Origin of the sequence: Hydrogenobacter hydrogenophilus (assembly GCF_900215655.1) — a bacterium.
GTDB lineage: Bacteria > Aquificota > Aquificia > Aquificales > Aquificaceae > Hydrogenobacter > Hydrogenobacter hydrogenophilus.
Genome location: NZ_OBEN01000001.1, coordinates 352,315 through 374,170 on the forward strand (window position 1 = coordinate 352,315; position 21,856 = coordinate 374,170).

Consider the following 21,856-nt stretch of genomic DNA (forward strand, 5'->3'; position numbering starts at 1 on the left):
GAGTTTTTTACTCACCACTGACAACCTCAACTATCAGATCACCATAAGGCTCATCTTGATAAAGCTCTATTTTTTCATCGTTGTAAAGGGTCATAAGAGCCATAATATAAGGTGCTAAATTTTTCCCTAAAAAAAGCTCAAACAAGGAAAACCTCTTAACACCCTGAGACATAAGTCTGTGTATATCCTCTAAAACTTCCTCAAATTTTGATATGTGTATGGGAATTATGCTCACTTTTTTTTGCCTGTTTTTCGCTTGTCTTTTAACAGACCTTCTCTCTTTTATCTCTTCCCTTTCCACTTGTTGCGGAAGTTCTAAAAAACTTTCCTTTTTTTCCTCAAATTCCTGAACTATTTCTTCAAGAGTATAACTTTTCTTTTTTTCGCGAGCCTTTTTTGGTTCTGGAAAGAGCACCTCTACTTTCTTTTTCAGGAGAAAAGAGGCAGCCATTAGGGCTCTTGCGGGTATACGCATGTCTAACACTTGAATCTTTCTTATCTCTTCAAGGTATGCATTGGCAAGTTCTACTATATCTACATTCCAAGGATCTATCCTGCCCTCCTCCACTAACCTATATGCTAAGGCAAAGGGGTGTTCTTCTTCAAAGGCTAACATCATTTATTATGATACTTTAAGTGATGGGTGCATTGCAAAAGTTCATAGCGTATTCTGGAGAAAATTCAATACACCTCATTAGGCACTCTCTTGAGCGTTCAAGAACAGCGTAAAGAATCTGCTCCTCCTCTTTGCTGAAAGGCGATAGTACATAGTTAACCACTTGATTTTTGTCTTTAGGCCTACCTATACCAACTTTCAGTCTTGGGAACTTTTCTGTTTTTATTTCCTTTATGATGGATTCAACGCCGTGATGTCCTCCGCTACTGCCTTCAAGCTTTAACCTCAATCTTCCCAAAGGTAGATCAATATCATCGTATATAACTATCATCTCCTCAGGTGATATATCGTACTCCTCAAGAAGATTAACTACCGCTATGCCTGAGTTATTCATGTAGGTCTGAGGTTTTGCCAAAAGGACCTCCCTTCCTCCTATCCTTGCCTTATAGACATGCGACAGACACTCCTCTTGGTAATCTTTTAGCTTTAGCTTTTTTGCCAGCTGATCAATCACCATAAAACCTACATTATGGCGAGTCTTTTCGTACTTTTTACCCGGATTTCCAAGACCTACCAGAAGTTTTATCATCAAGATGCAGTTTCTTCTGTAGGTGTTTCCTCTACCTCCGGTTCAAGCACTACCGCAACAACCTCTTCAGGCGAATCCATTATTATACAACCCGCAGGAGGTTGTATGTCCCTCACGTGAAGCACATCCCCTAAACCCATACTGCTAACATCAACGGATACTTTATCGGGAATATTATCCACAGGTGCTTTTATAGTCAGTGTGTGCATCATAACTTCAAAGGTTCCACCCAAGCTTACACCCGCAGGGGTACCCACAAATTCCAATGGCACCTCCACTTCTATTTCCCTTGTGTGAGATATATCGTACAAATCCACATGAAGGGCGTCATCCCCTAAATAACCCCTCTGAATATCTTTGAGCAAACATACCCTTTTTTCCCCATCCAAATCCGCTTCTATTAAAAAGGTTTCTCCGTAAGGTAAGTTCATAAGGTCCTTTAGGCTAACATAAGCATGCCTGTTTTCTACTTCCTTACCGTAGACTTCTACGGGTATATAACCTTGTTTTCTCATCCTTTTTAACTCACTTTTGCTCCCTAACTTTCTTGGGATGAGTTTTAGTGGCACTTTTTTCATAACTTACCTCCTTTTATGTAAAGAGAGAGCTTACAGATTCACCTTCGTGTATTCTCTTTATGGACTCTGCTATAAGCCCTGCTACGGAAACTACTCTGAGTTTATCACAGGGCTTATTATCCGTGGGTATAGTGTTGGTAACTACAACTTCCGAAATGGGAGATGTGTTTATCCTTTCTATGGCTGGACCGGAAAGAACAGGGTGTGTTGCCACAACGGATACACTTACCGCACCTTTTGAAATTAGCAAGTTGGTAGCCGAGACCACAGTACCTGCGGTATCTATCATGTCGTCAATTATTATAGCCTTTTTCCCTTCCACATCACCTATTAGGTCAAGCACCTCCGCCACGTTGGGTTCAGGTCTTCTCTTGTATATGATGGCTATACCACATCCAAGCTTGTTGGCAAGCCTTCTTGCTCTTTCTACACCTCCAGCATCGGGTGAAACAACTACGGTATTTTCGTTCACCTTATCCCTGAGGTATTCGTAAAGGACATTAAGAGCGTAAAGGTTATCAACGGGAATGTTAAAAAAGCCCTGTATCTGGGGAGAGTGCAAATCTACTACTACCAACCTTTGTGCTCCAGCAGTAGTTATCAGGTCTGCCAAGAGCCTTGCACTTATGGGTACCCTTGGTTTGTCCTTTCTATCCTGCCTTGCGTAAGCATAGTAGGGAACAACCGCAGTTATTCTTCCTGCGGAAGCTCTTTTAAGAGCGTCAAGGATCAAAAGAAGTTCCATTATGTGTTCGTTCACAGGTGAACAAAGAGACTGAAGTATAAAAACATCTTCTCCTCTCATAGATTCGTTTATCTGGACTCTTATCTCACCATCACTAAAGCGCGATACTATCATATCTGATATAGGTATGCCTAAGTGTTCTGCCACTTCTCTTGCAAGCTTAGGATTACTGTTGCCAGTAAGTAGCTTTATGTTCATAGTTCTACCTTATAAAGTTGTTAAAGCTGGGGTGCCTGGACTCGAACCAGGAACCCCCGGATCCAAAGTCCGGTGCTCTGCCAGTTGAGCTACACCCCATCATAGCTTCTAACTTGGTAAAGCTTCCATCCACGCAAAAGCGCACCTTTTTTTACCTCTTGTGAAGCCTCGCCTATATAAAATATGCAAGAACCGCTTCCACTTATCATAGGCCTGTATCCTAAGTACTCAACAAATCTATAAACCTCTCTCATCTCAGGAAAAAGCTCCATAGCAAGTTCTCCCAAACGGTTTTCCAAAACTTCAAACCTGCCTTCTAATACACTCTGTATTATTTTATCACTATCCAAGTTAGGTGTCAACGATGTATGACTGACCATGGAATACACTCTGCGCGTGCTTACCTGAAGATTTGGGTATATGAGCGTGATCTTTAAATCCACATGTCTTATAGGTTCTACTGCTTCCCCTCTACCTCTACCCACTGCAGTACCACCGTATAAGAAAAATACAGCGTCGGAAGATACACTTTGGGCTATCTCTTTTAGCTCTTCTATGCTTAAGGGCTCACCCAATAAACTGTTTATAGCCTTCAGTACCAAAGCGCAGTTGGACGATCCACCACCTAATCCAGCACCCTGTGGTATGTTTTTATGGATGTACACGCTGAACTCAAGCTCTTTACCCAAACGCCTTTCCATAAGCCTAAGAGCCTTATACACAAGATTTTCCTCTTGCGGTATGTTATTGCTCGTTTCAACCTTTAAAGGACCTTCTTTTATAAACACCTCGTCAAATAAGGAAACAGTATGATATATAGTGAATATCTCATGGTAGCCATCATCCCTCTTTCCCAAAAGCCACAGCCCAAGATTCACCTTCGCAGGGGAGAGAAGTTTTATCACAAATTTACTCATTTGGTATAATAATAATACGTTCCTTCAATGAGAGATAGAGATTTAACTTTTGAGGACAAGCTTTGGAAGGCAGCTGATAAGTTAAGAAAAAAAGTTGAAGTTCACGAGTATAAGTACATAGTTTTGGGTCTTTTATTTTTAAGATACATCTCCTTTGCCTTTGAAGAAGTTAGAGAACAACTAAAAAAAGAATATAAGGATAATCCAAATTTAGAAAAGATACTTGAAGATAAAGATTATTATCTTTCAGAAGGAGTCTTATATGTTCCGAAAGAGGCAAGGTGGGATTATATAAAAAATAATGCAAACAAACCTAATATTGGAGAAATAATTGATAATGCTATTGAATCACTTGAAAAAGAATATCCAAAACAATTAGGAGATGTTATTCCCAAGGTATATACAAAAGCAAATTTAGACCATCATGACCTTTCATATCTTATAAATCTTTTTTCACAAATAGAATTTGATAATGACCATAAAGGCAAAGACATTTTCGGAAGGATTTATGAGTATTTTTTGGGAAAATTTACAGAATCGGAAGGGAAAAAAGGAGGAGAATTTTATACGCCTCGTTCATTAACAAGACTTATTGTTGAAATTCTTGATGTGAAAGAGGGAAGGATTTTTGATCCTGCTTGTGGTTCAGGTGGATTTTTTGTTTCTGCATTAGAAAAGCTTCAAAAAGATGGAATAGGGAGAGAAAGATTATCAATTTATGGGCAAGAATCAAAGGAATTTGTATGGAAGATGTGTAAAATGAATTTGGCAATAAGAGGTGCAGAGGGAGATATAAGATGGGGAGATTCTTATCACGATGATAAGTTTTTTGATTTAAGAGCGGATTATGTGGTTTCAAATCCACCTTTTAATGATAGTGAATGGGGAAGAGATAAAGTTAAACCTAACGATCCAAGGTTTAAGTATGGACTACCACCGGAAAATAACGCCAACTATGTATGGATTCAACATTATATATATCACCTTTCACCAGAAGGAAAAGCAGGCTTTGTTATGGCAAATGGTGCCTTGTCAGTAGGTGGAATTGAGGGAGAGATTAGGAAAAAAATAATTGAAGATGATTTAATTTACGGCATCGTTGCAACACCACCAAAAATGTTTTATACAGTTTCCCTTCCAGCTTCTTTGTGGTTTTTGAGAAAAACTAAACCAGAACATATGAAAGGTAAAATTCTTTTTATTTATGCAAAAAACCTATATAAACAAATATCAAGGAAACAAAATATATTTACAGATGAACATATTGAAAAAATTGTTGAGAAATTTAGAATGTTTGAAGAAGGAGCACCTGAAGAAGAGATAAACGAGGTAGGATTTGCAAAAGTTGCTACAATCGAAGAAGTTGCTAAAAATGGTTATGTTTTAACACCGGGGAGATATGTTGGAATAAAAATTGATGAAGAAGACGAACCTTTTGAAGAGAAGATGAAAAGATACTCACAAGAGCTTTCTAAATTGTTGGCAGAAGAAAAAGATTTAACAGAAAAAGTTAAGGAAGTTTTTAAGGCTTTGGGATGGGAGATTTAAAATGAAATTTCGCTGGGAAACTGAATTTAAAGAAACGGAGATTGGAGAGATACCAAAGGATTGGGAAGTGAGTAAAGCAATTGAACATATAGAATTTATTAGAGGTATAGAACCGGGAAGTAAATTTTATAAGAATTTTGGGAAGTATAAATTTATAAGAGTTGGAAATTTGAGTGGTGAAAGAAATGAAGAAGTTTTTATAGACATTGAGGTTGAAAATGAAAAAATAGCCAATAAAGATGACATTTTAATTTCCTTTGATGGAACAGTGGGAATAGTGAAAATGGGATTAGAAGGTGTTTTCTCATCGGGAATAAGGAAAATAAAAGTTAAGGAACAAAGTCAAAAAAAATTAAATTATAAATTTTTATATTGGTTTTTTAAATCAACTCTTAAAAATCAGATTTTCGGTTTCTCTGATGAAAAAACTACTATAGCTCATGCAGGTGATAGTATTCCTCATTTGAAAATCTTTCTTTCCCCTCTATCCGAACAATCCCGAATAGCCCAAGTTCTTTCGTATTTTGATGATTTGATAGAAAACAAGAAAAAACAAAATGAGATTTTAGAAAAAACCGCAATGGCAATTTTTAAAAATTGGTTTATTGACTTTGAACCATTTAAAGACCAAGAGTTTGTTTATAATGAAGAGTTGGGAAAGGAAATTCCAAAGGGGTGGGAAGTGAAGAGATTGGGGGAAGTGGCAGAAATAATTAAAGGAGTATCATATAACACACCTGATATTAGCTCTAATTCAGAAGGTGAAGTATTCATAACATTAAATAACTTTTTAAGAGGTGGTGGTTTTAAATCTGAATATAGTTATTATATTGGAACAAGGGCTAAAGAAAATCATATTGTAAAAAACGGAGACCTAATAATTGCACTTACTGATATGACACCATTAGCGCAAGTTGTTGGTGCTCCTGCCATTGTGATTTTACCATATGGCTATGAAAAAGGGATTATTTCATTAGATTGTGCCAAAATAAAATTAAATAACGATTATTTGAAATTTTACATTTACTTGTATTTGAAATATACTCAAGAAGAAAATTCTACATTTGCAGGTGGAGTAAATGTATTACATTTGAAATTAGATTTATTTAAAGCTAATAAATTTATATTAATTCCTCCCCCCTCTATCCTACAACACTTCCACTCCCTCGTAGAACCTCTATTTCAAAAAATCATCATCAACCAAAAGCAAATTATGACCTTAAAGAAAGTTAGAGATACACTTTTGCCTTTGCTTGTTTTTGGAAAGTTAAGAATAGAAGAGTTGTAATATGGCGTACCTTACAGAAAACTACATGGTTGAAAATTCAGCTATCAATTGGTTTAAAGAAATTGGATATAATTACATTCATGGTTCTGAGCTGACTCCTGATAATAACGAAAGAGAAACATATAGAGATGTTATCTTAAAGAAAAGATTTATCCAAGCGGTAAAAAAAATAAATCCATTTCTTAATGAGAATTTGGCAGAAGAAGTTTATAAAAAAGTTAAAAACATAGATCATCCAGATTTTATTATAAAGAGTAAAACTTTTTACGAATACTTAACAGAAGGATTAAAACTAACTTACAGAGAAGGTAAAGAAGAAAAAACAAGAATTGTAAAGCTTGTGGATTTTGAAAATCCGGAAAACAACGAATTCTTAATAGCTAACCAGTTTAAAGTGGGGTGCTATTACGAAGATCGCGCTTACAGGATACCTGACCTTGTGGTTTTCATAAACGGTTTGCCAATTGCTGTTTTTGAGTTTAAAAATTTCAATTCCAATCAAACCGCAAAAGATGCTTACCACGACCACAGAGTAAAAATGAAAGATATTCCACAGCTTTATTTATACTCACTAATTATAGCGGTATCTGACGGATACGAGACAAAATACGGCTCACCTATAAGTGATTGGGAAAGGTTCTTTAACTGGGAAGGGATTTTTAGTGATGATGACGTGAAGAAGGAAGAAATAATGGAAGGTTCTTATAGATATTTTTACAACGGAAAGGAATTAACCTCCCTTGAAATCTTAATAAAAGGGCTTTTTAGAAAAGAGCACATAACGGAGTTTATAAACGATTTTGTCTTCTACGAAAAGTCAGGTGAGAACTATATAAAGAAAATAGCGGCTTATCATCAATTTTACGCAGTTAAGAAAGCAATAGAAAGGACTAAAAAGTGTGTTTTAGAAGGAAAAACCCCAGAAGATAGGAGAGTAGGTGTTATATGGCATACACAAGGTTCCGGAAAATCATTAACTATGCTATTTTACGCAAGAAAAATTTTAAAAGAACTTGGAAATCCCCTTTTAATTTTTATTACCGACAGAAAGGAACTTGACGAACAACTTTATAGTTTATTTTCCCAAATGCCCATTTCAAAACAAGCAGAAAGCATAAAGGATTTACAAGAAACAATCAAAAATACCGCAGGTGGGATAATATTTTCAACCATACAAAAGTTTAGTGAAAAAAACGAAGAATACCCAGTCCTAACAGAAAGAAAAGACATTATCGTTATAGCAGACGAGGCACACAGAAGCCAATACAGGGAACTTGCAAGAAATCTAAGAAAAGCCATACCAAACGCATCTTTTTTAGGATTCACAGCAACACCCATTGAACTTGAAGATAGGGACACTTATTTAGTTTTTGGAGAACCTGTAAGTATTTACTCAATAGATAAAGCACTAAAAGACGGCGTAGTTGTACCCATTTATTATGAAGCAAGGCTTGTTGAACTTCATTTAACAAACGAATTTATAGATGAAGAATTTGAAGAAATTTCTGAAGGATTAGCACCCGAAATGAAGGAAAACCTAAAAAGAAAATACGCAAGACTTGAGCAATTAATTTTAAATCCAGAAAGAATAGAGAAAATAGCAAGGGATATTGTAGAGCATTTTAACAAAAGAGTACAAGAATTTGAAGGAAAGGCAATGGTAGTTGTTATATCAAGAAAAGTAGCAGTTGAACTATACAATGCTATTAGAAAAATACCAGATGCCCCATCAATAGAGATTGTAATATCAGGAAGTAAACAAAAAGATCCAGAAGAATTCCATCCACATATAAGAAACAAACATCAAATGGAAGAACTATTAAACAATTTCAAAAATCCGGATAAAGATCCTAAAATGGTAATTGTGGTTGATATGCTACTGACAGGTTTTGATGTGCCATGTCTTCATACTATGTATATAGACAAACCTATGAAGAATCATAATCTGCTACAAGCAATAGCGAGAGTTAATAGGGTTTATAAAGACAAACCCGGGGGTCTTATAGTTGATTACATAGGGATTGCTGATGATTTAAGAAAATCTTTAAGTAAATACACTCTTGAAACCATAGAACAAGCCCTAACAGACATCAATAAAGTTATAAATCAAATGAAAGAAAAGTACGATATAGTATCTTCCTTCTTTTATGGTACTGATTATAAGAATTGGAAAAATTTAAGTCCAGAAGAACTTTCCCTTCTTACTGTTTCTGCGTATAACCGCTTGGAAAGCGAGGATAAAAAGAGAAATTTCATAAAAAACTTTATAGCCCTGAAAAAACTATATGCTCTTGCAAGCCCGCAACCAGAGACTATAAAGATAAAAGATGACCTTAAGTTTTTTGAAATGGTTAAAAAGATGATAATAAAGTACTCTACCAGAACATCAAGGGAAATAGCAAGGAATTTAGAATATGAAATGAACCAACTTATATCTAAAAGCATATCAGCCCAAGAACCTGTGGATATATTTTCATTAATTAATAAGGAAAAGCCAGATATATCCATTTTTAGCGAAGATTTTCTAAATCAGATAAAAGATATGGAGTATAAAAACTATGCTATTGAATTGTTAGCAAAATTAATAAACGATGAAATTAAGGTTAGAGTCAGAAAAAATAAAAGTAGATACCAATCATTATACGATAGATTAAAAGACCTGCTCGAAAAATACAACATAAAACTAATCGAAACAACAGATGTAATCGTAAAACTTATAGAAATTGCAAAAGAATTAAAAGAAAAGATAGTGGAAGGGAAAAATTTAGATTTGACAGAGGAAGAACTTGCCTTTTATGATATGTTGCTAAATGAAGGGATTTTTAAAAATGAGCAAGAAGTAAAGGAAATAGCAAAAGAAATAAGTCAAAGATTAGGATATTATGTAAAAATTGCTGATTGGAATAAAAAAGAAAGCATTAAGGCAAAAATCCGAAAAACTTTGAAAGATGTCCTAATGAAAAAGATAAATAACTATGATTATCTTGATAAAATCGTTAATGAGATTTTAGAGCAAGCGGAATTGATCTTTGCATGATACAGTTTCTTTACTGAGCATTTGGTGTATAATAGAGAACTTATGATAAATCATAATGTTTTTATAGCTCTTCTTCATTATCCTGCTTTGGACAAACACGGAAAGATTGTGGTCACTTCTTTTACAACTATGGATCTGCACGATATAGCAAGACCTGCAAGAGCTTATGAGATAAATACATATTACATAGTTCAGCCTGTTGATGGACAGCGTGCGGTAATAAAAAGGCAGTTAGATTATTGGCTTTCTGAAGAAGGATTAAAAACAAATCCTACGAGGAATGAGATAGTAAAGATGGTCAAACTTGTATACACTCTTGATGAGGTAATAGAGGACATTCAAAGTACGAGAGGAAATAAGCCCATGTTGGTAGGCACAGACGCAAGGGATTATCCTAACAAGGTGTCTTACGAGTTTCTCAGAGAGGAGATCAAAAAGAGGGAAAGGGATTTTTTGATAGTTTTTGGGACGGGGTATGGCATACCACCAGACCTTATGGCTACCTTTGATTACATCCTTGAACCCATTTACGGTGCGGGAGATTGGAACCACCTTTCGGTTAGAAACGCAGTAGCCATCATATTGGATAGGCTTTTTAGCAGGAACAGGTGCTAATATGCTTTACCACATATCTTTTTGGCTTAAGGACTACCTGTTTGTTTTTAATGTCTTTAAGTACATTACTTTTAGAGCCCTCTTTGCAGTTATACTTGCCTTTGTGATCACTTTGATAATCACTCCTGTATTTCTCAAGAAGATGAAAGCCCTTCAGAGGCTCTTTAAAGGCTATGTCAGGGAGTACACACCTGAGGGTCATACGGTCAAAAAGTATGTACCCACTATGGGTGGTTCTGTCATAGTTCTTTCCTTTACTCTTTCTTCCTTTCTTCTTATGAGGCTTGACTTGGCGTACTTTTGGATCATTGTCTTTTGTACTTTGGGTTTTGCACTAATAGGTTTTGCTGATGACTACATTAAGCTCAAAAACAAAAAAGGTATATCTGCAAAACTTAAATTTACCGCTCAAGTTGTTGTTGCCTTTATTACCGTGATGCTAATACATACCTATACGGAAGTAAACACCAAGCTTTACTTTCCCCTTTTTAAGAACCTTCAGATAGACCTTGGGCTCTTTTACATACCCTTTGCGGTGTTTGTGATAGTTGCTACTTCTAATGCAGTAAATCTTACAGATGGGCTTGATGGCTTGGCGATAGGTCCAGTTATGACTACATGTGCATCACTGGGTATAGTAGCTTACGCAGTAGGGCATTCTACCCTATCTAAGTACTTAAACATACCTTATGTGCCTTATGCAGGAGATCTTACAGTGCTTTGTTTTGCCATAGTAGGTGCAGGATTAGGCTTTTTATGGTTTAACTCTTATCCTGCACAGCTTTTTATGGGTGATGTGGGTGCCTTATCTTTGGGTGCAACCATAGGAGTGATAGCCCTCATTTCCAAGTCAGAACTTTTGCTTCCCATAGCGGGTGGAGTCTTTGTTTTTGAAACTTTGAGCGTTATTCTTCAGGTAGCTTACTTTAAGCTTACAAAGGGCAAAAGGCTCTTCAGAATGGCTCCCTTTCACCACCACTTGGAACTTTCGGGTATACCAGAGCCTAAGATAGTTGTAAGGATGTGGATAGTGTCCATGCTTCTTGGCATACTGGCGGTATCTACCCTAAAACTCAGATGAAACCTTTTTAATTTCCGCACTATAATTATAACATTATGATATACTCAAAAACGGTCAAGTACGCTTTGCTGGCTTTGTCTTACTTGGCACTGAACAAATACAGGCTTGTGAAAGTTAAAAAGATAGCAGAAGCTCAAAAAATTCCCAAACCTTTGAGAGAGGTTATCCTTGACTATCTTAATTACCATAGCGCAGTTAGCACAAGTAGAAGAAAAGCACGGGTAATACTATGAAGAAAGTAGCTTTCATTACCATAGGTTGTAGGAGCAACGAGTTTGACACCCACTTTATGGCTCATAATTTCAGACAGAGAGGTTATAAGGTGGTAATTGATGAACCTGCGGACATATACATAATAAACACATGTAGTGTCACCTCTGGAGCAGAAAGGTCTTCCCGTCAATTTGTGTATAGGTCCAAAAGAACGAACCCTTCAGCGGTAGTGGTGGTTACAGGGTGCTACGCTCAGACAAACCCACAGTTTCTTGCCAAACTCAAAGAGGTAGACATTGTTGTGGGCAACACTCACAAGAAGGATATTCTTAGAATAGTGGAGGAGTATTTGGAAGGTAGAGAGGAAAGGGTTCACGTGGGCAACATATTCAAGCAAAAAGAGGTAGAAAGCTTTGATGTGATCACATATTTTGAGAAGGTTAGACCTTTCGTGAAGGTTCAGGAAGGATGCAACAGGTTTTGCACTTTTTGTATCATTCCCTTTGCCAGAGGTAAGTCAAGGAGTGTTCCCAAGGAAAAGATAATAAAGGAGGTAGAGCTTCTTGCGGATAAGGGCTTTAAAGAGATAGTCCTTACGGGAACTCAACTCACTCAGTACGGTTTGGATATAGGAACGAGTCTGTATGAGCTATTAAAGGACTTACTTAAAATAAAGGGAATAGAGCTGATAAGACTTTCTTCTGTGTATCCTTCGGAAATAAGTAGCGATCTGCTTAACCTTTTACTTACGGAGGAAAAGATAGCACCCCACTTTCACATACCCCTTCAGAGTGGTTCTGATAGGATACTAAAGCTTATGAAAAGGGACTACCAAGTAAAAGACTATGTAAGTTTAGTTGAGAGGATAGTTAAGAACAGACCTTTGTCTGCTATAGGCACAGATGTTATAGTGGGCTTTCCCTCCGAAGGAGAGGAGGATTTCCAACTTACATACCAGTTATTGCAAGATCTACCCATATACTACATGCATGTGTTTCCCTATTCAGACAGAGAAAGAACCAAAGCTTCTGCTATGAAGGAAAAGGTCAGTGAAAAGGTAAAAAGGGAAAGGGTGGATATACTCAAAACCCTTGATAGCGCAAAGAGGGAAGAGTTTATTAGGAAAAATGCAGGCAAAGAGCTGAGGGCTTTAATAATAGAGGAAAACGAGCTTTTGACAGAGAACTATATAAAACTACGAAGAGAAGGTTATAACGCTGTGGGCGAGCTTGTAAGGATAAGGGTTTAAAATATGATCGCTGTCAGGAAGTAATCAGAAATTAGGATTAGCATGGAAGATACTACCACACTGTTTGTAGTTGCACGTCCAACGCCTTCCGTTCCGCCGCTTGTATAAAATCCAAAATAACAGCTAACCGCGGATATTATAAAACCAAAGAACAATGCCTTGTAAAGCCCTCCTATAAAGTCGTAAAGTTCTGTAAGGTCCTTCATTTTCTCCCAAAAGAGGTAATCGTTAACTCCAAAGAGCTTTACCGCTACGAACCATCCTCCGAATATTCCCGAAATGTCTGCTAAGAGAACAAGCATAGGCACACCTACAACCCCAGCAAAAATTCTCGGACTTATAAGGTAGCTCACAGGGTTTATACCCATAACCTCTAAGGCATCTATCTGCTCGGTTATTCTCATGGTACCTATGTTGGCTGTCATAGCGGAACCCACGCGAGCAACTACCATCAGAGATGCTAAAACGGGTCCTAACTCTCTTCCCATGGATATGGCAACCACAGCACCTATTAGGAACTCCGCATTAAACCTGTGAAAGGTACTGTAAGTTTGCAAAGCTATCACACCACCAGAGAATATGGAAGTAATGACTACAACGGGAACCGTTTCAGCTCCAAGGTAGGCAAGCTGTTTTATAAAGTGCACCCTTTTGGGTGGACGTAAAAACATGAAGTACACACCCATAAGGGTAAGTATGACACCCCTTCCTATTTCTTCAATAACTCTCAACATGTCTTAAGTACGCTTCGTACCTTTGCTTTACCTCTTCCATAAAATCCCCACCAAGTTTTTCAAGCAAAGCGTCTGCGATAACTATTGCCAGCATAGCCTCTGCTACAACAGATGCAGCAGGGACTGCTACCACATCGCTCCTCTCTTTACCTGCCTTTACCTCCTCTTTTGTTTCTATATCAACGCTCCTTAAGGGCTTTGTAAGCGTAGGAATGGGCTTCATAACCGCACGAACCAATAAAGGCATGCCGTTTGTCATACCACCTTCTGTACCCCCTAAGTTATTAGAATACCTAAAGTAGCCTTTTTCTTTGGACCATGCTATCTCATCATGCACCTCAGAGCCAAACCTCCTTCCCGCCTCAAAACCCATTCCAAACTCCACACCTTTTATGGCGTGTATGCTCAAAATAGCCTGCGCTATTCTACCATCTATCCTTTTGTCCCACTGTATATGACTGCCAAGTCCCGGAGGCACACCCACAGCAAAGACCTCAAACACACCCCCCAAACTCTCACCCATTTCTCGTGCTTTATCTATTACCTTTATGAATTCCTCGTCCTTTGATGGATCTGGAAATCTCACCACAGACTCTTCTGCAAGCTCCTGCCTTCTTATAAGGTCCCGCTCTTCTATGGGTGGGCTACATGTACCTATGCTTACCACATAACTACCTATCTTTATACCCAGCTCTTCTAAAAATCTTTTGCAAACTGCACCAACCGCCACTCTGGCAGTGGTTTCTCTTGCGGAAGCTCTTTCTAATATGTTTCTCAGATCTCTCTGGTTGTACTTTATACCTCCCACTAAGTCTGCATGACCGGGTCTTGGCCTTGTAAAAGGTACAGCGCTTTGGGGCCTTTCTCCTTCCACAGCCATTTTTTCAGACCAGTTTTCCCAATCTCTATTGGGAATGATCATGGCTATAGGACTTCCCAAGGTTTTGCCAAAGCGCACACCCGAAAGGATCTCCACCTGATCCTTCTCTATCTTCATCCTTCCTCCTCTCCCGTATCCCCTCTGTCTTCTTTCTAACTCTTTGTTTATGTACTCGGAAGAGATCTCAAGATTAGCAGGTATTCCCTCAAGTATGCAAACTATAGCCTTTCCGTGGGATTCACCTGCAGTTAAAAACCTTATGGGCATCAGGTAGTTTTTACCGCTTTAATGACCTTGCCAGCTTTTAGACACTTGGTGCAAACATAGACCCTTTTCACACTCCCATCACTCAGCAGTATTCTCATTTTGTGAAGGTTTGCCTTGAAAGTTCTTGAGTTCTGCTCAGCAGAGAAGGTCACACTCTTTCCAAACTTAGTAGTCTTTCCGCACACATAACACCTTGCCATCTTTCACCTCCTGCTAAGAGTAAGTATTATAATGTGTAATGACATGAATGTGGGAATAATCGGTTATGGGAATATGGGAAGTAGTTTTGCAAAGGGACTAAAAGAAAGGGTGAGTAATATAGTGGTTTTTGATGTTAGTGAAGAAAAGCTAAAAAAAGCTTTAGAGGAAGGTTTTGGCACTGCAAAAGACCTTAGCTTTCTCGTCAAAAGCTCAGACTTGATAATGCTGGCGGTAAAGCCAAAAGACGCAAAAGCAGTGTTGGAAAGCTTGAGGGACTTGCTTGGGGAAAGGGTGCTTTTGAGCATAGTGGCTGGGCTGAGCATTGGCAACATAGAGAGCCTGCTGGGAAAGAAAAAGATCATTAGAGCTATGCCTAACATAAATGTGGTGGTTCAAAAAGGTGTAATAGCTTATGCGTGCAACGATAAAGTGAGTGAGCAGGATAAGGAGGAGTTTGTAATAGTTTTTTCTGCATGCGGTAGTCTTTACCAGATAGCAGAAGACCTGATAGATGCCTTTACTGCGCTGGCAGGTTCTGGTCCCGCTTTTGTGTTTAAGTTTATCTCCGCTCTCATCACCGCAGGCATCAGAGAAGGTTTTTCTTATGAGGTTTCAAGGGGTATAGCTATAGACACGGTGCTGGGTAGCTGTGAGCTTCTAAAGGCTCTTGGAGGACATCCAGAAGAATGGATAACAAGGGTTGCCTCTCCCGGTGGGACTACCGTAGAAGGTATAAAGGTGTTGGAAGATAGAGCTTTTTCTGGCATAGTAATAGAATGCATAGAGAAAACGCGAGAGAAAGCCAAGAAACTCTGTTGAAGATAAAAGTGGGAAACATCTACGCAGGCATCACAAAGAACTCAGAGGGAATATTTACTCTAAAACAGACCCATTCGGATAAAGTTTATCTTCTGGAAAGGCTCACCCAAGAACTCGCAGAAGGTGATGCCATAATCACTCAGCTAAGAGGAGTAAAAATAGGTGTAAAGACTGCAGACTGCGTGCCCATAGCCCTTTTGGGAAAACACACTGTGGGTGTTATACACGCAGGTTGGAGAGGTCTAAAAGGTAAAATAATTGAGAACACCATAGAAATGCTTAAAAATTTTGAAAAAATAGACGAGCTAACAGCCTTTGTAGGACCTTCTGCAAAGGCTTGCTGTTATCAGGTAGGAGAGGAGTTTAAAGAACATTTTATATGCATTCACTATAAAAACGGTTCTTTCTTTTTGGACACCCAAGAGGAAGCCATCACCAAGCTCAAAAGTTTAGGCATTAGGAGATTTATAAAGCTAAGTTCATGCAGTATATGTAATACCAAATATCCGTCTTACAGAAGGAATAAGACCAAGGAAAGACTTTTCACTTACGCGCAGATAGGATGATCCTCTTCATATCTTGAGCAGTTTTAACTTTACCAAAAGGTCAAGGAAGAACTTAGCAAAGTAAACGTTTGATATAAAAGATGCTATACTGCCTATGGTAAGGGTTGTAGCAAAACCTTTGACAGGCCCACTTCCAAACTGGAAAAGGATCAGAGCAGCAATGAGCAAGGTTATGTGTGTATCCCATACAACGCTGAGAGATCTTCTATATCCAAGCTCTACAGCTTTTCTGAAGGTACTTCCTGCTCGTAATTCCTCCTTTACCCTTTCAAATATAAGTACGTTAGAGTCAACCGCTATACCCATGTTTAGCAGTATACCTGCTATACCCGGTAGAGTAAGTGTTGCACCAATAAGCACAAGACCTGCCCACAAAAGCAATGCGTTTAAAATTATGGATAGGTTTGCTGTTATTCCTGCTATTTTGTATCTTGCTAAGAGTAAAATAACTAAGAGAACAAAAGCTACTATGCCACCCTTTATGCTCTGCTGTATGGCATCCCTTCCCAAAGATGGACCCACCACTGTTTCTTGAAGGAACTTTACGGCGGTTGGTAAAGCACCTGCTCTGAGAACTATGGCAAGTTCTTTGGCTTCTTCGGGAGTAAACTGTCCTGTTATCTGTCCTCTGTCTGATATCCTACTTCTTATTACAGGAGCGGACATAACTTTTTTGTCAAGAACTATAGCAAGGCGCTTACCTATGTTTTTCTCCGTTGCATCACCAAAAAGCTTTGCTCCTCTGTCTGTAAGCTCAAAAGTCACTGCGGGAGCACCAAATTCATCCGTGCTTGTGTATGCCGTTTTGAGGTCTGCGCCAGTGATCACGGGCAACTTTTCCACCAAAAACCACTCGTTGGGATTCTTAGAAGGTAAAAGTTCCGTATCTTTGGTGAGCTTTTTTTCAAGCTCCTCTTTGGAACCACTGTCTACCACAAGCTTAAGTTCAAGAAGGGCAGTCCTTCCTATTATGGACTTTGCCTTTTCTATGTCCAAAACTCCTGGAAGCTCTACAAGCACTCTGTCTTGACCCACCTTGGTTATAACAGGCTGAACTACACCAAGCTCGTCTATCCTTTTTCTCAACACCTCAACCGTCTGTCCTACTATACTTTCCTTTAGCTTATTTATTTCTTCCTCTTTGAGCCTTATTAAAGGTTCGCCTTTGTTGGTGCTTACCACTACAAATCTCGGAAAGTCCTTTTGTATAATCTGAAACACCTTCTGAGCATCTTTCTGGTCAAGAGTTTCTACCTTTATGCCATCTTTTTGCACCACTATATCAAGCACATTTACACCTGCGGTCCTTACCTTTTCCTCTATATCCTTTGCGTACCTTTCGTACTCTTGGCTAAGTGCATAGTCCATATCTGGTTCTAAGAGCATGGATATACCACCCTTTAAGTCCAAACCTAAATTCACAGGTTTAAAAAAAGACACAGTCAAAGAAAGTACCACAAGAAACAAAAGGGTAAAAAGGTTAAAGTAGAAGTTCCTCATACTACCAACATTATAGCATGTTCCTTATGTTTCTAAGATAACAAGACTTTATTCTTTCTGCATTTGCTTTTATGTCCACAGGGTTCCACAACCTTTTGCCTGTCAAAATATTCTCCACAACTCTAACAATATCTTTTGAGTTTCTTACCAGAAAACCGGCATTTCTTTCTATCAGATAATCAGCCATGTCCTTTACTTTTTCCAAGAAGGGTCCAAATAGCACAGGTTTGCGGTGATAAGCAGGCTCTAAAAGATTATGTCCTCCTACATTCACAAGTGTCCCACCTACAAAAGCTACATCCGCAAAAGAGTATATCTCAAACAGTTCTCCTAAGGTATCAATCACCAGTACATCCCATTCTTCTTTATTACTGGTTTTAAGAGCACACTTAAAACCTTTAAACTTTTGCATTACCTCATTGGCTCTTGAAATGTGGCGAGGAGCTATCAAAAGCTTAAGATCAGGAAAGAGCTTTTTTAATTCTACAAAGGCTTCAAGAAGGATCTCTTCCTCTCCTCTATGAGTGCTGCCAGCAACAAAGAATTTAGAGCGACTTTTCTGAATATCCAAGTGTTTTTCCTGCAGATCTTCAAGGATAAACTTTAGATTACCGCAATTTACCACTTGTTTGCATCCGTAGGACTCAAACTTCTCTTTGTCCTTTTGTGTTTTGGTAATGATAAGGTCAAACTTTTTGCTTATAAATCGCTCATATATGCCACCCTTTGCGTAAGCGTTAAGTAAAACTTTTTTAGTTTTTGTAAAATAGATAAGAAAGGGCCAAAACTCCCTTTCCATTATCAAAAGTACTTGTGCAGATATGCGTTTCTCAAAGAACCTTACGGTAAAAGGTGTATCTAAAGGTAGTCTTTCTAAAGTATGATAGTATTGGGTTTGCTGACTTAAGTAGTTTTTAGCCCTTGGTGAAAAGTAGGTAAGGACTATAATGTGTTCTTTGATGAGTTCTTTGAGAATAGGTTTTAGTGTGTTGAACTCTCCCACACTGGCTACATGAAACCAAAGGGTTTTCATGCAAAGTTCATACTTGTTATGTAATCCGCCACTGTGGTTGCTGCAACTGACCGAGGTTTTACCACAGGTTTTAGTCCCTGTGCTAACACATAACCTATGGCTTCTTTGAGGATCACGCTAGAGTTATGTTCAGGGTTAGGGTTTATATCTAAGTGCACCTCAAAGGGTCTTTTCCCAACCACATTGGATATCTCAAGAGCCATAAAGACCGCCCTGCTGACCTCTTCCATAAGTCTCTGTCTTAAAGACCTAATCCTGTTTACTTTTTCCACGCGCCAGAAGATCTTTGCTCCCCTACACGAATCTATGTGTACCACTACAACTGTAACAAAAACAGTTTTTTCCCTTACCTGTCTTGAATCACAACCTACATAAATGGAAGTATTTTCCGATGTACTTTTTATAAATTCCTTTACCTCCTCCACATCCTTTATCATAGGCATAAGTTCAGACCCCTTTACCAAAATCTACATCTTTTATCCAAGTAGGTCTAAAAAATACCCAATCCTTTAGGTTTTCAAAGCTTTTTGAATAACACACCTCACAGATAAGCCCCTTATCCGTTAACTTGGAGTTATCATCACAACACTCGCTTAGATTCCAAAACTCGTAGTTGTCGTGGAAGATAAGTTTTCCACAGTTAATACACTCATAAAGGGTGTAGCCTTTTAACTGAAGGAAAGCAGAAATATCCTCACCTTCTGGCAGGTCCTCCACCTCAAGTATTCTTTTAAGAAAATCCTTCTGCTGGTTTGTAAGCTCCCTTATCTTCATCAGTAAAAAATTATACACATACAAAAACATAGCCAATAAATTTATATACATAATTATGATCTATATCATAAGCAATTTCTCTCTCTAAGGGTTAAAATCAAAAAAAAGGATTGAGGGGTTTTATAAGCCCCTTGTCATCTTGACAGTTGAATAAGGACTTGTATTTGTAAGATTATAGGGGTGATATACCTTAGATACCTTCATCAAAACATTTTGGTGTTTTGATGTTTTGATGAGGCGCTTTTGGGATAATTGAGTTTCAATGGTTAGAAATGGCAACTTTTCAGCCCCTTTTTGGGAACTGAAGATTTCCGAAAATTAACTTCATTTGAAAAGGGTACCCCTTTTAGCAAAGTGTTGATGTATAATGTTTTTCTAAAATACCCTTTTGGGGTTTCTAATGTACCGTGTGGAATTGAAAGAAGTTTTTAGATGTTTATCTCAGACCACTTTTTCCTGTTTCTAATGTACCGTGTGGAATTGAAAGATGGATATAACGGAACTGATAGCAAAAGTTTTGGGTGTTTCTAATGTACCGTGTGGAATTGAAAGGCTCTGTCTTTGTAGCGAGAGAAAATCATGTTGTATGTTTCTAATGTACCGTGTGGAATTGAAAGTGGGGAATTGAAAAGAGTAGAGTTGACATGAAAGAAAGGTTAAAAGAGTAAAAGCTCAAGTAGGTCTTCTACATGAACGCCTGGCATGTCTGCCTTCTTTAAAAACTCTTCTATCTTATATCTTACTTGGTCTAAACTTGCACCCTTTAACTCTTTCTCAAGATCCTTGATGGCATTTTTCGGCACAAGAGTGAAATCTCCGTATATGCTAACATCTTCTATTATATTTTCTTTGATGTAAACTTCTGCTTTTATTAATCCGCCTTTCACTTTCTTAACTGCATTTTTTACATAAACTCCCTCTCTTATCTTTAAAAATTTGTGCTTTCTGCCCGTATCTTCAAAAAGAACATTTTCTGAGGTTAGATGTTGCATCAGCTCATCCGCAAGGTGCAAAACTTGGTTGTTTATTTCTCCTTCGCCTTCAAATTCTATAAGCTTGGAAAACTCTTCTACCAGTATGTTTTCCACCTCTTGGTAGGAAAAGCTTTTATGTGTTTCCTTTTCCACCCATGTGATATTTTCTTCAAGACTCTTATAAAGTTTATCTCTGAATTTTTCCTCCTGAACTTTGAAAAGTTCTGACATAAGTTTGGTATTAAACTGCAAAAGAACATTCCCTACAAAAACAAAGCTATCACCTATATCGGCTGCACCCTGACCGCTTATTTTTTTACCGCTTTTGACTACAAGGTCGTTTATGGGTCTGTAGAATACCTCTACTCCAAGCCTTCTGTAGGTTTCTATAACTGGCTTAGAGAATTTTCTGTAAGCGTCCTCTACTTTAAAAGGTGCCTGTTTTTTGGGAAGTATAAGCTGATAAAAAACCTGCCCTTGGGATAGCAGGACCGCTCCACCTCCCACTTCTCGCCTAATGATGGGTATGTTCAAGCTTTTGCACCTTTCGTAGTCTATTATATCCTCTGTCTTATCAAAGTACCCAACGCTCACATATGTGTCCGCCGGTTCTGTGATAACAAGACCTCTGTATCCAAGGCGTGCCATAGCGTGAAAAAGAGTTATGGATCTTAGATTTCCCTGCTTACCCAGTCTGTATATTTTCATTCTGGCTTTTTAGATATCCTTTCTATCTCCTTTGCCAAATTGAAGTCTCTATCTGTAATACCGTCTGCTTCGTGTGTTTTGAGCTTTACTTTGAGTTTTTTAAAAGACAGCTCCAAGTCGGGATGATGCCAATAAACTTCCGCTAAGTAAGCTATGGCATTAGCGAGAAAAATAGTCTCCTTCCAATTTTTGGTATGGAACTCTCTTACTATATAGCCTTCTTGGTATTGCCAAAGGGGAAGCTCTTGACTGAGTTTGGACAATATCTGTGCAGGTGTGTAGGTTTTTAATTCTCTTTCTTCTGACACGCGGGACACACTCCGTATATGTGTAGAGAGTACTTTTCCACTTTGTAGCCTTCTAAATGCTCAGGTGCCTGCCAGTTTATGTCTAATTGGATATCTTTTATAGCACCACACTTAGTGCATATAAGGTGGTGATGGTCTTCTACATTTGCATCGTATCTAACAGAGCCTCCCCAATAGGCTACCCTCTTGACAAAACCGAGGTCTTCTAAGGTTTCAACAGTTCTGTAAACTGTAGCAAGTGATACAAAAGGATATCTTTTTTTTATCTCGTTGTAAACCTCTTCAACTGTGGGATGATCCTCTCTATTTAAAAGCACTTCGTAAACTGCAACCCTTTGGGGTGTAATCTTGAGCCCCATGCTCTTGCACTTATCTACGAACCTCTCAAGCTCTCTTCTTACATCCTTTACCATAGTAT

The 21,856-nt window shown here is 38.2% G+C and carries 25 protein-coding genes and 1 tRNA gene; 10 read left to right on the forward strand and 16 right to left on the reverse strand.

The genetic code is table 11. The annotated features are described in order from the left end of the window. Positions 1 to 7 precede the first annotated feature (7 nt). The 6 genes from CP948_RS01990 to CP948_RS02015 form a co-directional block, all read right to left on the reverse strand. Positions 8 to 619 carry a segregation/condensation protein A gene (locus CP948_RS01990; protein ID WP_245810052.1) on the reverse strand — a complete coding sequence of 204 codons (612 nt, stop codon included), beginning with the start codon at positions 617 to 619 and terminating at the stop codon, positions 8 to 10. Positions 620 to 632: 13 nt separating this feature from the next. Further along, the gene (gene pth, locus CP948_RS01995; RefSeq protein ID WP_096600545.1) at positions 633 to 1,205 is read right to left on the reverse strand and encodes an aminoacyl-tRNA hydrolase; all 573 of its coding nucleotides are present in this window, start codon (positions 1,203 to 1,205) and stop codon (positions 633 to 635) included. Then, positions 1,205 to 1,783: a 50S ribosomal protein L25/general stress protein Ctc gene (locus tag CP948_RS02000; protein WP_096600547.1), complete on the reverse strand. Its 579-nt coding sequence runs from the start codon at positions 1,781 to 1,783 to the stop codon at positions 1,205 to 1,207. The genes pth and CP948_RS02000 overlap by 1 nt, the downstream gene beginning before the upstream one ends. Before the next feature lie 13 nt (positions 1,784 to 1,796). Continuing rightward, positions 1,797 to 2,726: a ribose-phosphate diphosphokinase gene (locus CP948_RS02005; RefSeq protein ID WP_096600549.1), complete on the reverse strand. Its 930-nt coding sequence runs from the start codon at positions 2,724 to 2,726 to the stop codon at positions 1,797 to 1,799. A 26-nt stretch (positions 2,727 to 2,752) separates the two neighbouring features. Continuing rightward, positions 2,753 to 2,825: transfer RNA gene (locus tag CP948_RS02010), tRNA-Gln, on the reverse strand. Beyond that, a complete protein-coding gene (locus CP948_RS02015; protein ID WP_245810053.1) occupies positions 2,816 to 3,631 on the reverse strand; it encodes a 4-(cytidine 5'-diphospho)-2-C-methyl-D-erythritol kinase in 816 nt (271 codons plus the stop codon). Before CP948_RS02015 ends, CP948_RS02010 begins: the two co-directional genes overlap by 10 nt. A gap of 39 nt (positions 3,632 to 3,670) precedes the next feature. Here CP948_RS02015 and CP948_RS02020 point away from each other — a divergent pair, with 39 nt between their 5' ends. Genes CP948_RS02020 through mtaB form a run of 7 tightly spaced genes read left to right on the forward strand, consistent with a single transcriptional unit; the run spans position 3,671 to position 12,674 of the window. Further along, the gene (locus tag CP948_RS02020; protein ID WP_096600552.1) at positions 3,671 to 5,191 is read left to right on the forward strand and encodes a class I SAM-dependent DNA methyltransferase; all 1,521 of its coding nucleotides are present in this window, start codon (positions 3,671 to 3,673) and stop codon (positions 5,189 to 5,191) included. Between the two features lies 1 nt (position 5,192). After that, entirely contained in the window at positions 5,193 to 6,479 is a 1,287-nt protein-coding gene (locus tag CP948_RS02025; RefSeq protein ID WP_096600554.1) for a restriction endonuclease subunit S, read from the forward strand. 1 nt (position 6,480) lies between these two features. Continuing rightward, entirely contained in the window at positions 6,481 to 9,516 is a 3,036-nt protein-coding gene (locus tag CP948_RS02030) for a type I restriction endonuclease subunit R (RefSeq protein ID WP_096600556.1), read from the forward strand. Between the two features lie 42 nt (positions 9,517 to 9,558). Further along, positions 9,559 to 10,131, forward strand: a complete 573-nt coding sequence (locus tag CP948_RS02035; RefSeq protein WP_096600558.1) for an RNA methyltransferase — start codon at positions 9,559 to 9,561, stop codon at positions 10,129 to 10,131. A gap of 1 nt (position 10,132) precedes the next feature. Then, the gene (gene mraY, locus CP948_RS02040) at positions 10,133 to 11,212 is read left to right on the forward strand and encodes a phospho-N-acetylmuramoyl-pentapeptide-transferase (protein ID WP_096600560.1); all 1,080 of its coding nucleotides are present in this window, start codon (positions 10,133 to 10,135) and stop codon (positions 11,210 to 11,212) included. A gap of 35 nt (positions 11,213 to 11,247) precedes the next feature. Further along, a complete protein-coding gene (locus CP948_RS08970; RefSeq protein WP_245810054.1) occupies positions 11,248 to 11,445 on the forward strand; it encodes an Rrf2 family transcriptional regulator in 198 nt (65 codons plus the stop codon). Further along, on the forward strand, positions 11,442 to 12,674 hold the full coding sequence (gene mtaB / locus CP948_RS02050; RefSeq protein ID WP_096600562.1) for a tRNA (N(6)-L-threonylcarbamoyladenosine(37)-C(2))-methylthiotransferase MtaB: 1,233 nt from the start codon (positions 11,442 to 11,444) through the stop codon (positions 12,672 to 12,674). The genes CP948_RS08970 and mtaB overlap by 4 nt, the downstream gene beginning before the upstream one ends. On the opposite strand, the gene CP948_RS02055 is transcribed toward mtaB, so the two are convergent. From CP948_RS02055 to rpmB, 3 genes are read right to left on the reverse strand one after another with little or no spacing between them, the layout of a single operon-like run. Then, the gene (locus tag CP948_RS02055; RefSeq protein ID WP_096600564.1) at positions 12,671 to 13,408 is read right to left on the reverse strand and encodes an MlaE family lipid ABC transporter permease subunit; all 738 of its coding nucleotides are present in this window, start codon (positions 13,406 to 13,408) and stop codon (positions 12,671 to 12,673) included. The two genes, mtaB and CP948_RS02055, sit on opposite strands and share 4 nt — an antisense overlap. Continuing rightward, positions 13,392 to 14,555, reverse strand: a complete 1,164-nt coding sequence (aroC, locus tag CP948_RS02060) for a chorismate synthase (protein ID WP_096600566.1) — start codon at positions 14,553 to 14,555, stop codon at positions 13,392 to 13,394. The genes CP948_RS02055 and aroC overlap by 17 nt, the downstream gene beginning before the upstream one ends. Next, positions 14,555 to 14,755 carry a 50S ribosomal protein L28 gene (gene rpmB, locus CP948_RS02065; RefSeq protein WP_096600568.1) on the reverse strand — a complete coding sequence of 67 codons (201 nt, stop codon included), beginning with the start codon at positions 14,753 to 14,755 and terminating at the stop codon, positions 14,555 to 14,557. Before rpmB ends, aroC begins: the two co-directional genes overlap by 1 nt. A gap of 43 nt (positions 14,756 to 14,798) precedes the next feature. Between rpmB and proC the strand changes: the two genes are divergently transcribed. After that, a complete protein-coding gene (gene proC / locus CP948_RS02070; RefSeq protein WP_096600570.1) occupies positions 14,799 to 15,575 on the forward strand; it encodes a pyrroline-5-carboxylate reductase in 777 nt (258 codons plus the stop codon). After that, positions 15,572 to 16,141 carry a peptidoglycan editing factor PgeF gene (pgeF, locus tag CP948_RS02075; protein WP_245810055.1) on the forward strand — a complete coding sequence of 190 codons (570 nt, stop codon included), beginning with the start codon at positions 15,572 to 15,574 and terminating at the stop codon, positions 16,139 to 16,141. Before proC ends, pgeF begins: the two co-directional genes overlap by 4 nt. A gap of 6 nt (positions 16,142 to 16,147) precedes the next feature. On the opposite strand, the gene secD is transcribed toward pgeF, so the two are convergent. The 4 genes from secD to CP948_RS02095 are packed head-to-tail and all read right to left on the reverse strand — an operon-like array spanning position 16,148 to position 19,448. Continuing rightward, positions 16,148 to 17,641: a protein translocase subunit SecD gene (gene secD, locus CP948_RS02080; RefSeq protein ID WP_096600574.1), complete on the reverse strand. Its 1,494-nt coding sequence runs from the start codon at positions 17,639 to 17,641 to the stop codon at positions 16,148 to 16,150. 10 nt (positions 17,642 to 17,651) lie between these two features. Beyond that, positions 17,652 to 18,674 carry a 3-deoxy-D-manno-octulosonic acid transferase gene (locus CP948_RS02085; RefSeq protein ID WP_096600576.1) on the reverse strand — a complete coding sequence of 341 codons (1,023 nt, stop codon included), beginning with the start codon at positions 18,672 to 18,674 and terminating at the stop codon, positions 17,652 to 17,654. Continuing rightward, complete coding sequence (locus CP948_RS02090; RefSeq protein WP_096600578.1) at positions 18,671 to 19,117, reverse strand: ribonuclease H-like YkuK family protein; 447 nt, start codon at positions 19,115 to 19,117, stop codon at positions 18,671 to 18,673. The genes CP948_RS02085 and CP948_RS02090 overlap by 4 nt, the downstream gene beginning before the upstream one ends. Before the next feature lie 4 nt (positions 19,118 to 19,121). Further along, positions 19,122 to 19,448: a hypothetical protein gene (locus CP948_RS02095; RefSeq protein WP_096600580.1), complete on the reverse strand. Its 327-nt coding sequence runs from the start codon at positions 19,446 to 19,448 to the stop codon at positions 19,122 to 19,124. Positions 19,449 to 19,935: 487 nt separating this feature from the next. Between CP948_RS02095 and CP948_RS09035 the strand changes: the two genes are divergently transcribed. Then, positions 19,936 to 20,076, forward strand: a complete 141-nt coding sequence (locus CP948_RS09035) for a hypothetical protein (RefSeq protein ID WP_425479792.1) — start codon at positions 19,936 to 19,938, stop codon at positions 20,074 to 20,076. Between the two features lie 28 nt (positions 20,077 to 20,104). On the opposite strand, the gene CP948_RS02100 is transcribed toward CP948_RS09035, so the two are convergent. The 3 genes from CP948_RS02100 to CP948_RS02110 are packed head-to-tail and all read right to left on the reverse strand — an operon-like array spanning position 20,105 to position 21,851. Beyond that, on the reverse strand, positions 20,105 to 21,130 hold the full coding sequence (locus CP948_RS02100; RefSeq protein WP_096600583.1) for a lipoate--protein ligase: 1,026 nt from the start codon (positions 21,128 to 21,130) through the stop codon (positions 20,105 to 20,107). Further along, a complete protein-coding gene (locus tag CP948_RS02105) occupies positions 21,127 to 21,438 on the reverse strand; it encodes a 4a-hydroxytetrahydrobiopterin dehydratase (RefSeq protein ID WP_096600585.1) in 312 nt (103 codons plus the stop codon). The genes CP948_RS02100 and CP948_RS02105 overlap by 4 nt, the downstream gene beginning before the upstream one ends. Continuing rightward, on the reverse strand, positions 21,417 to 21,851 hold the full coding sequence (locus CP948_RS02110; RefSeq protein WP_096600587.1) for a Fur family transcriptional regulator: 435 nt from the start codon (positions 21,849 to 21,851) through the stop codon (positions 21,417 to 21,419). The genes CP948_RS02105 and CP948_RS02110 overlap by 22 nt, the downstream gene beginning before the upstream one ends. Positions 21,852 to 21,856: the final 5 nt, after the last annotated feature.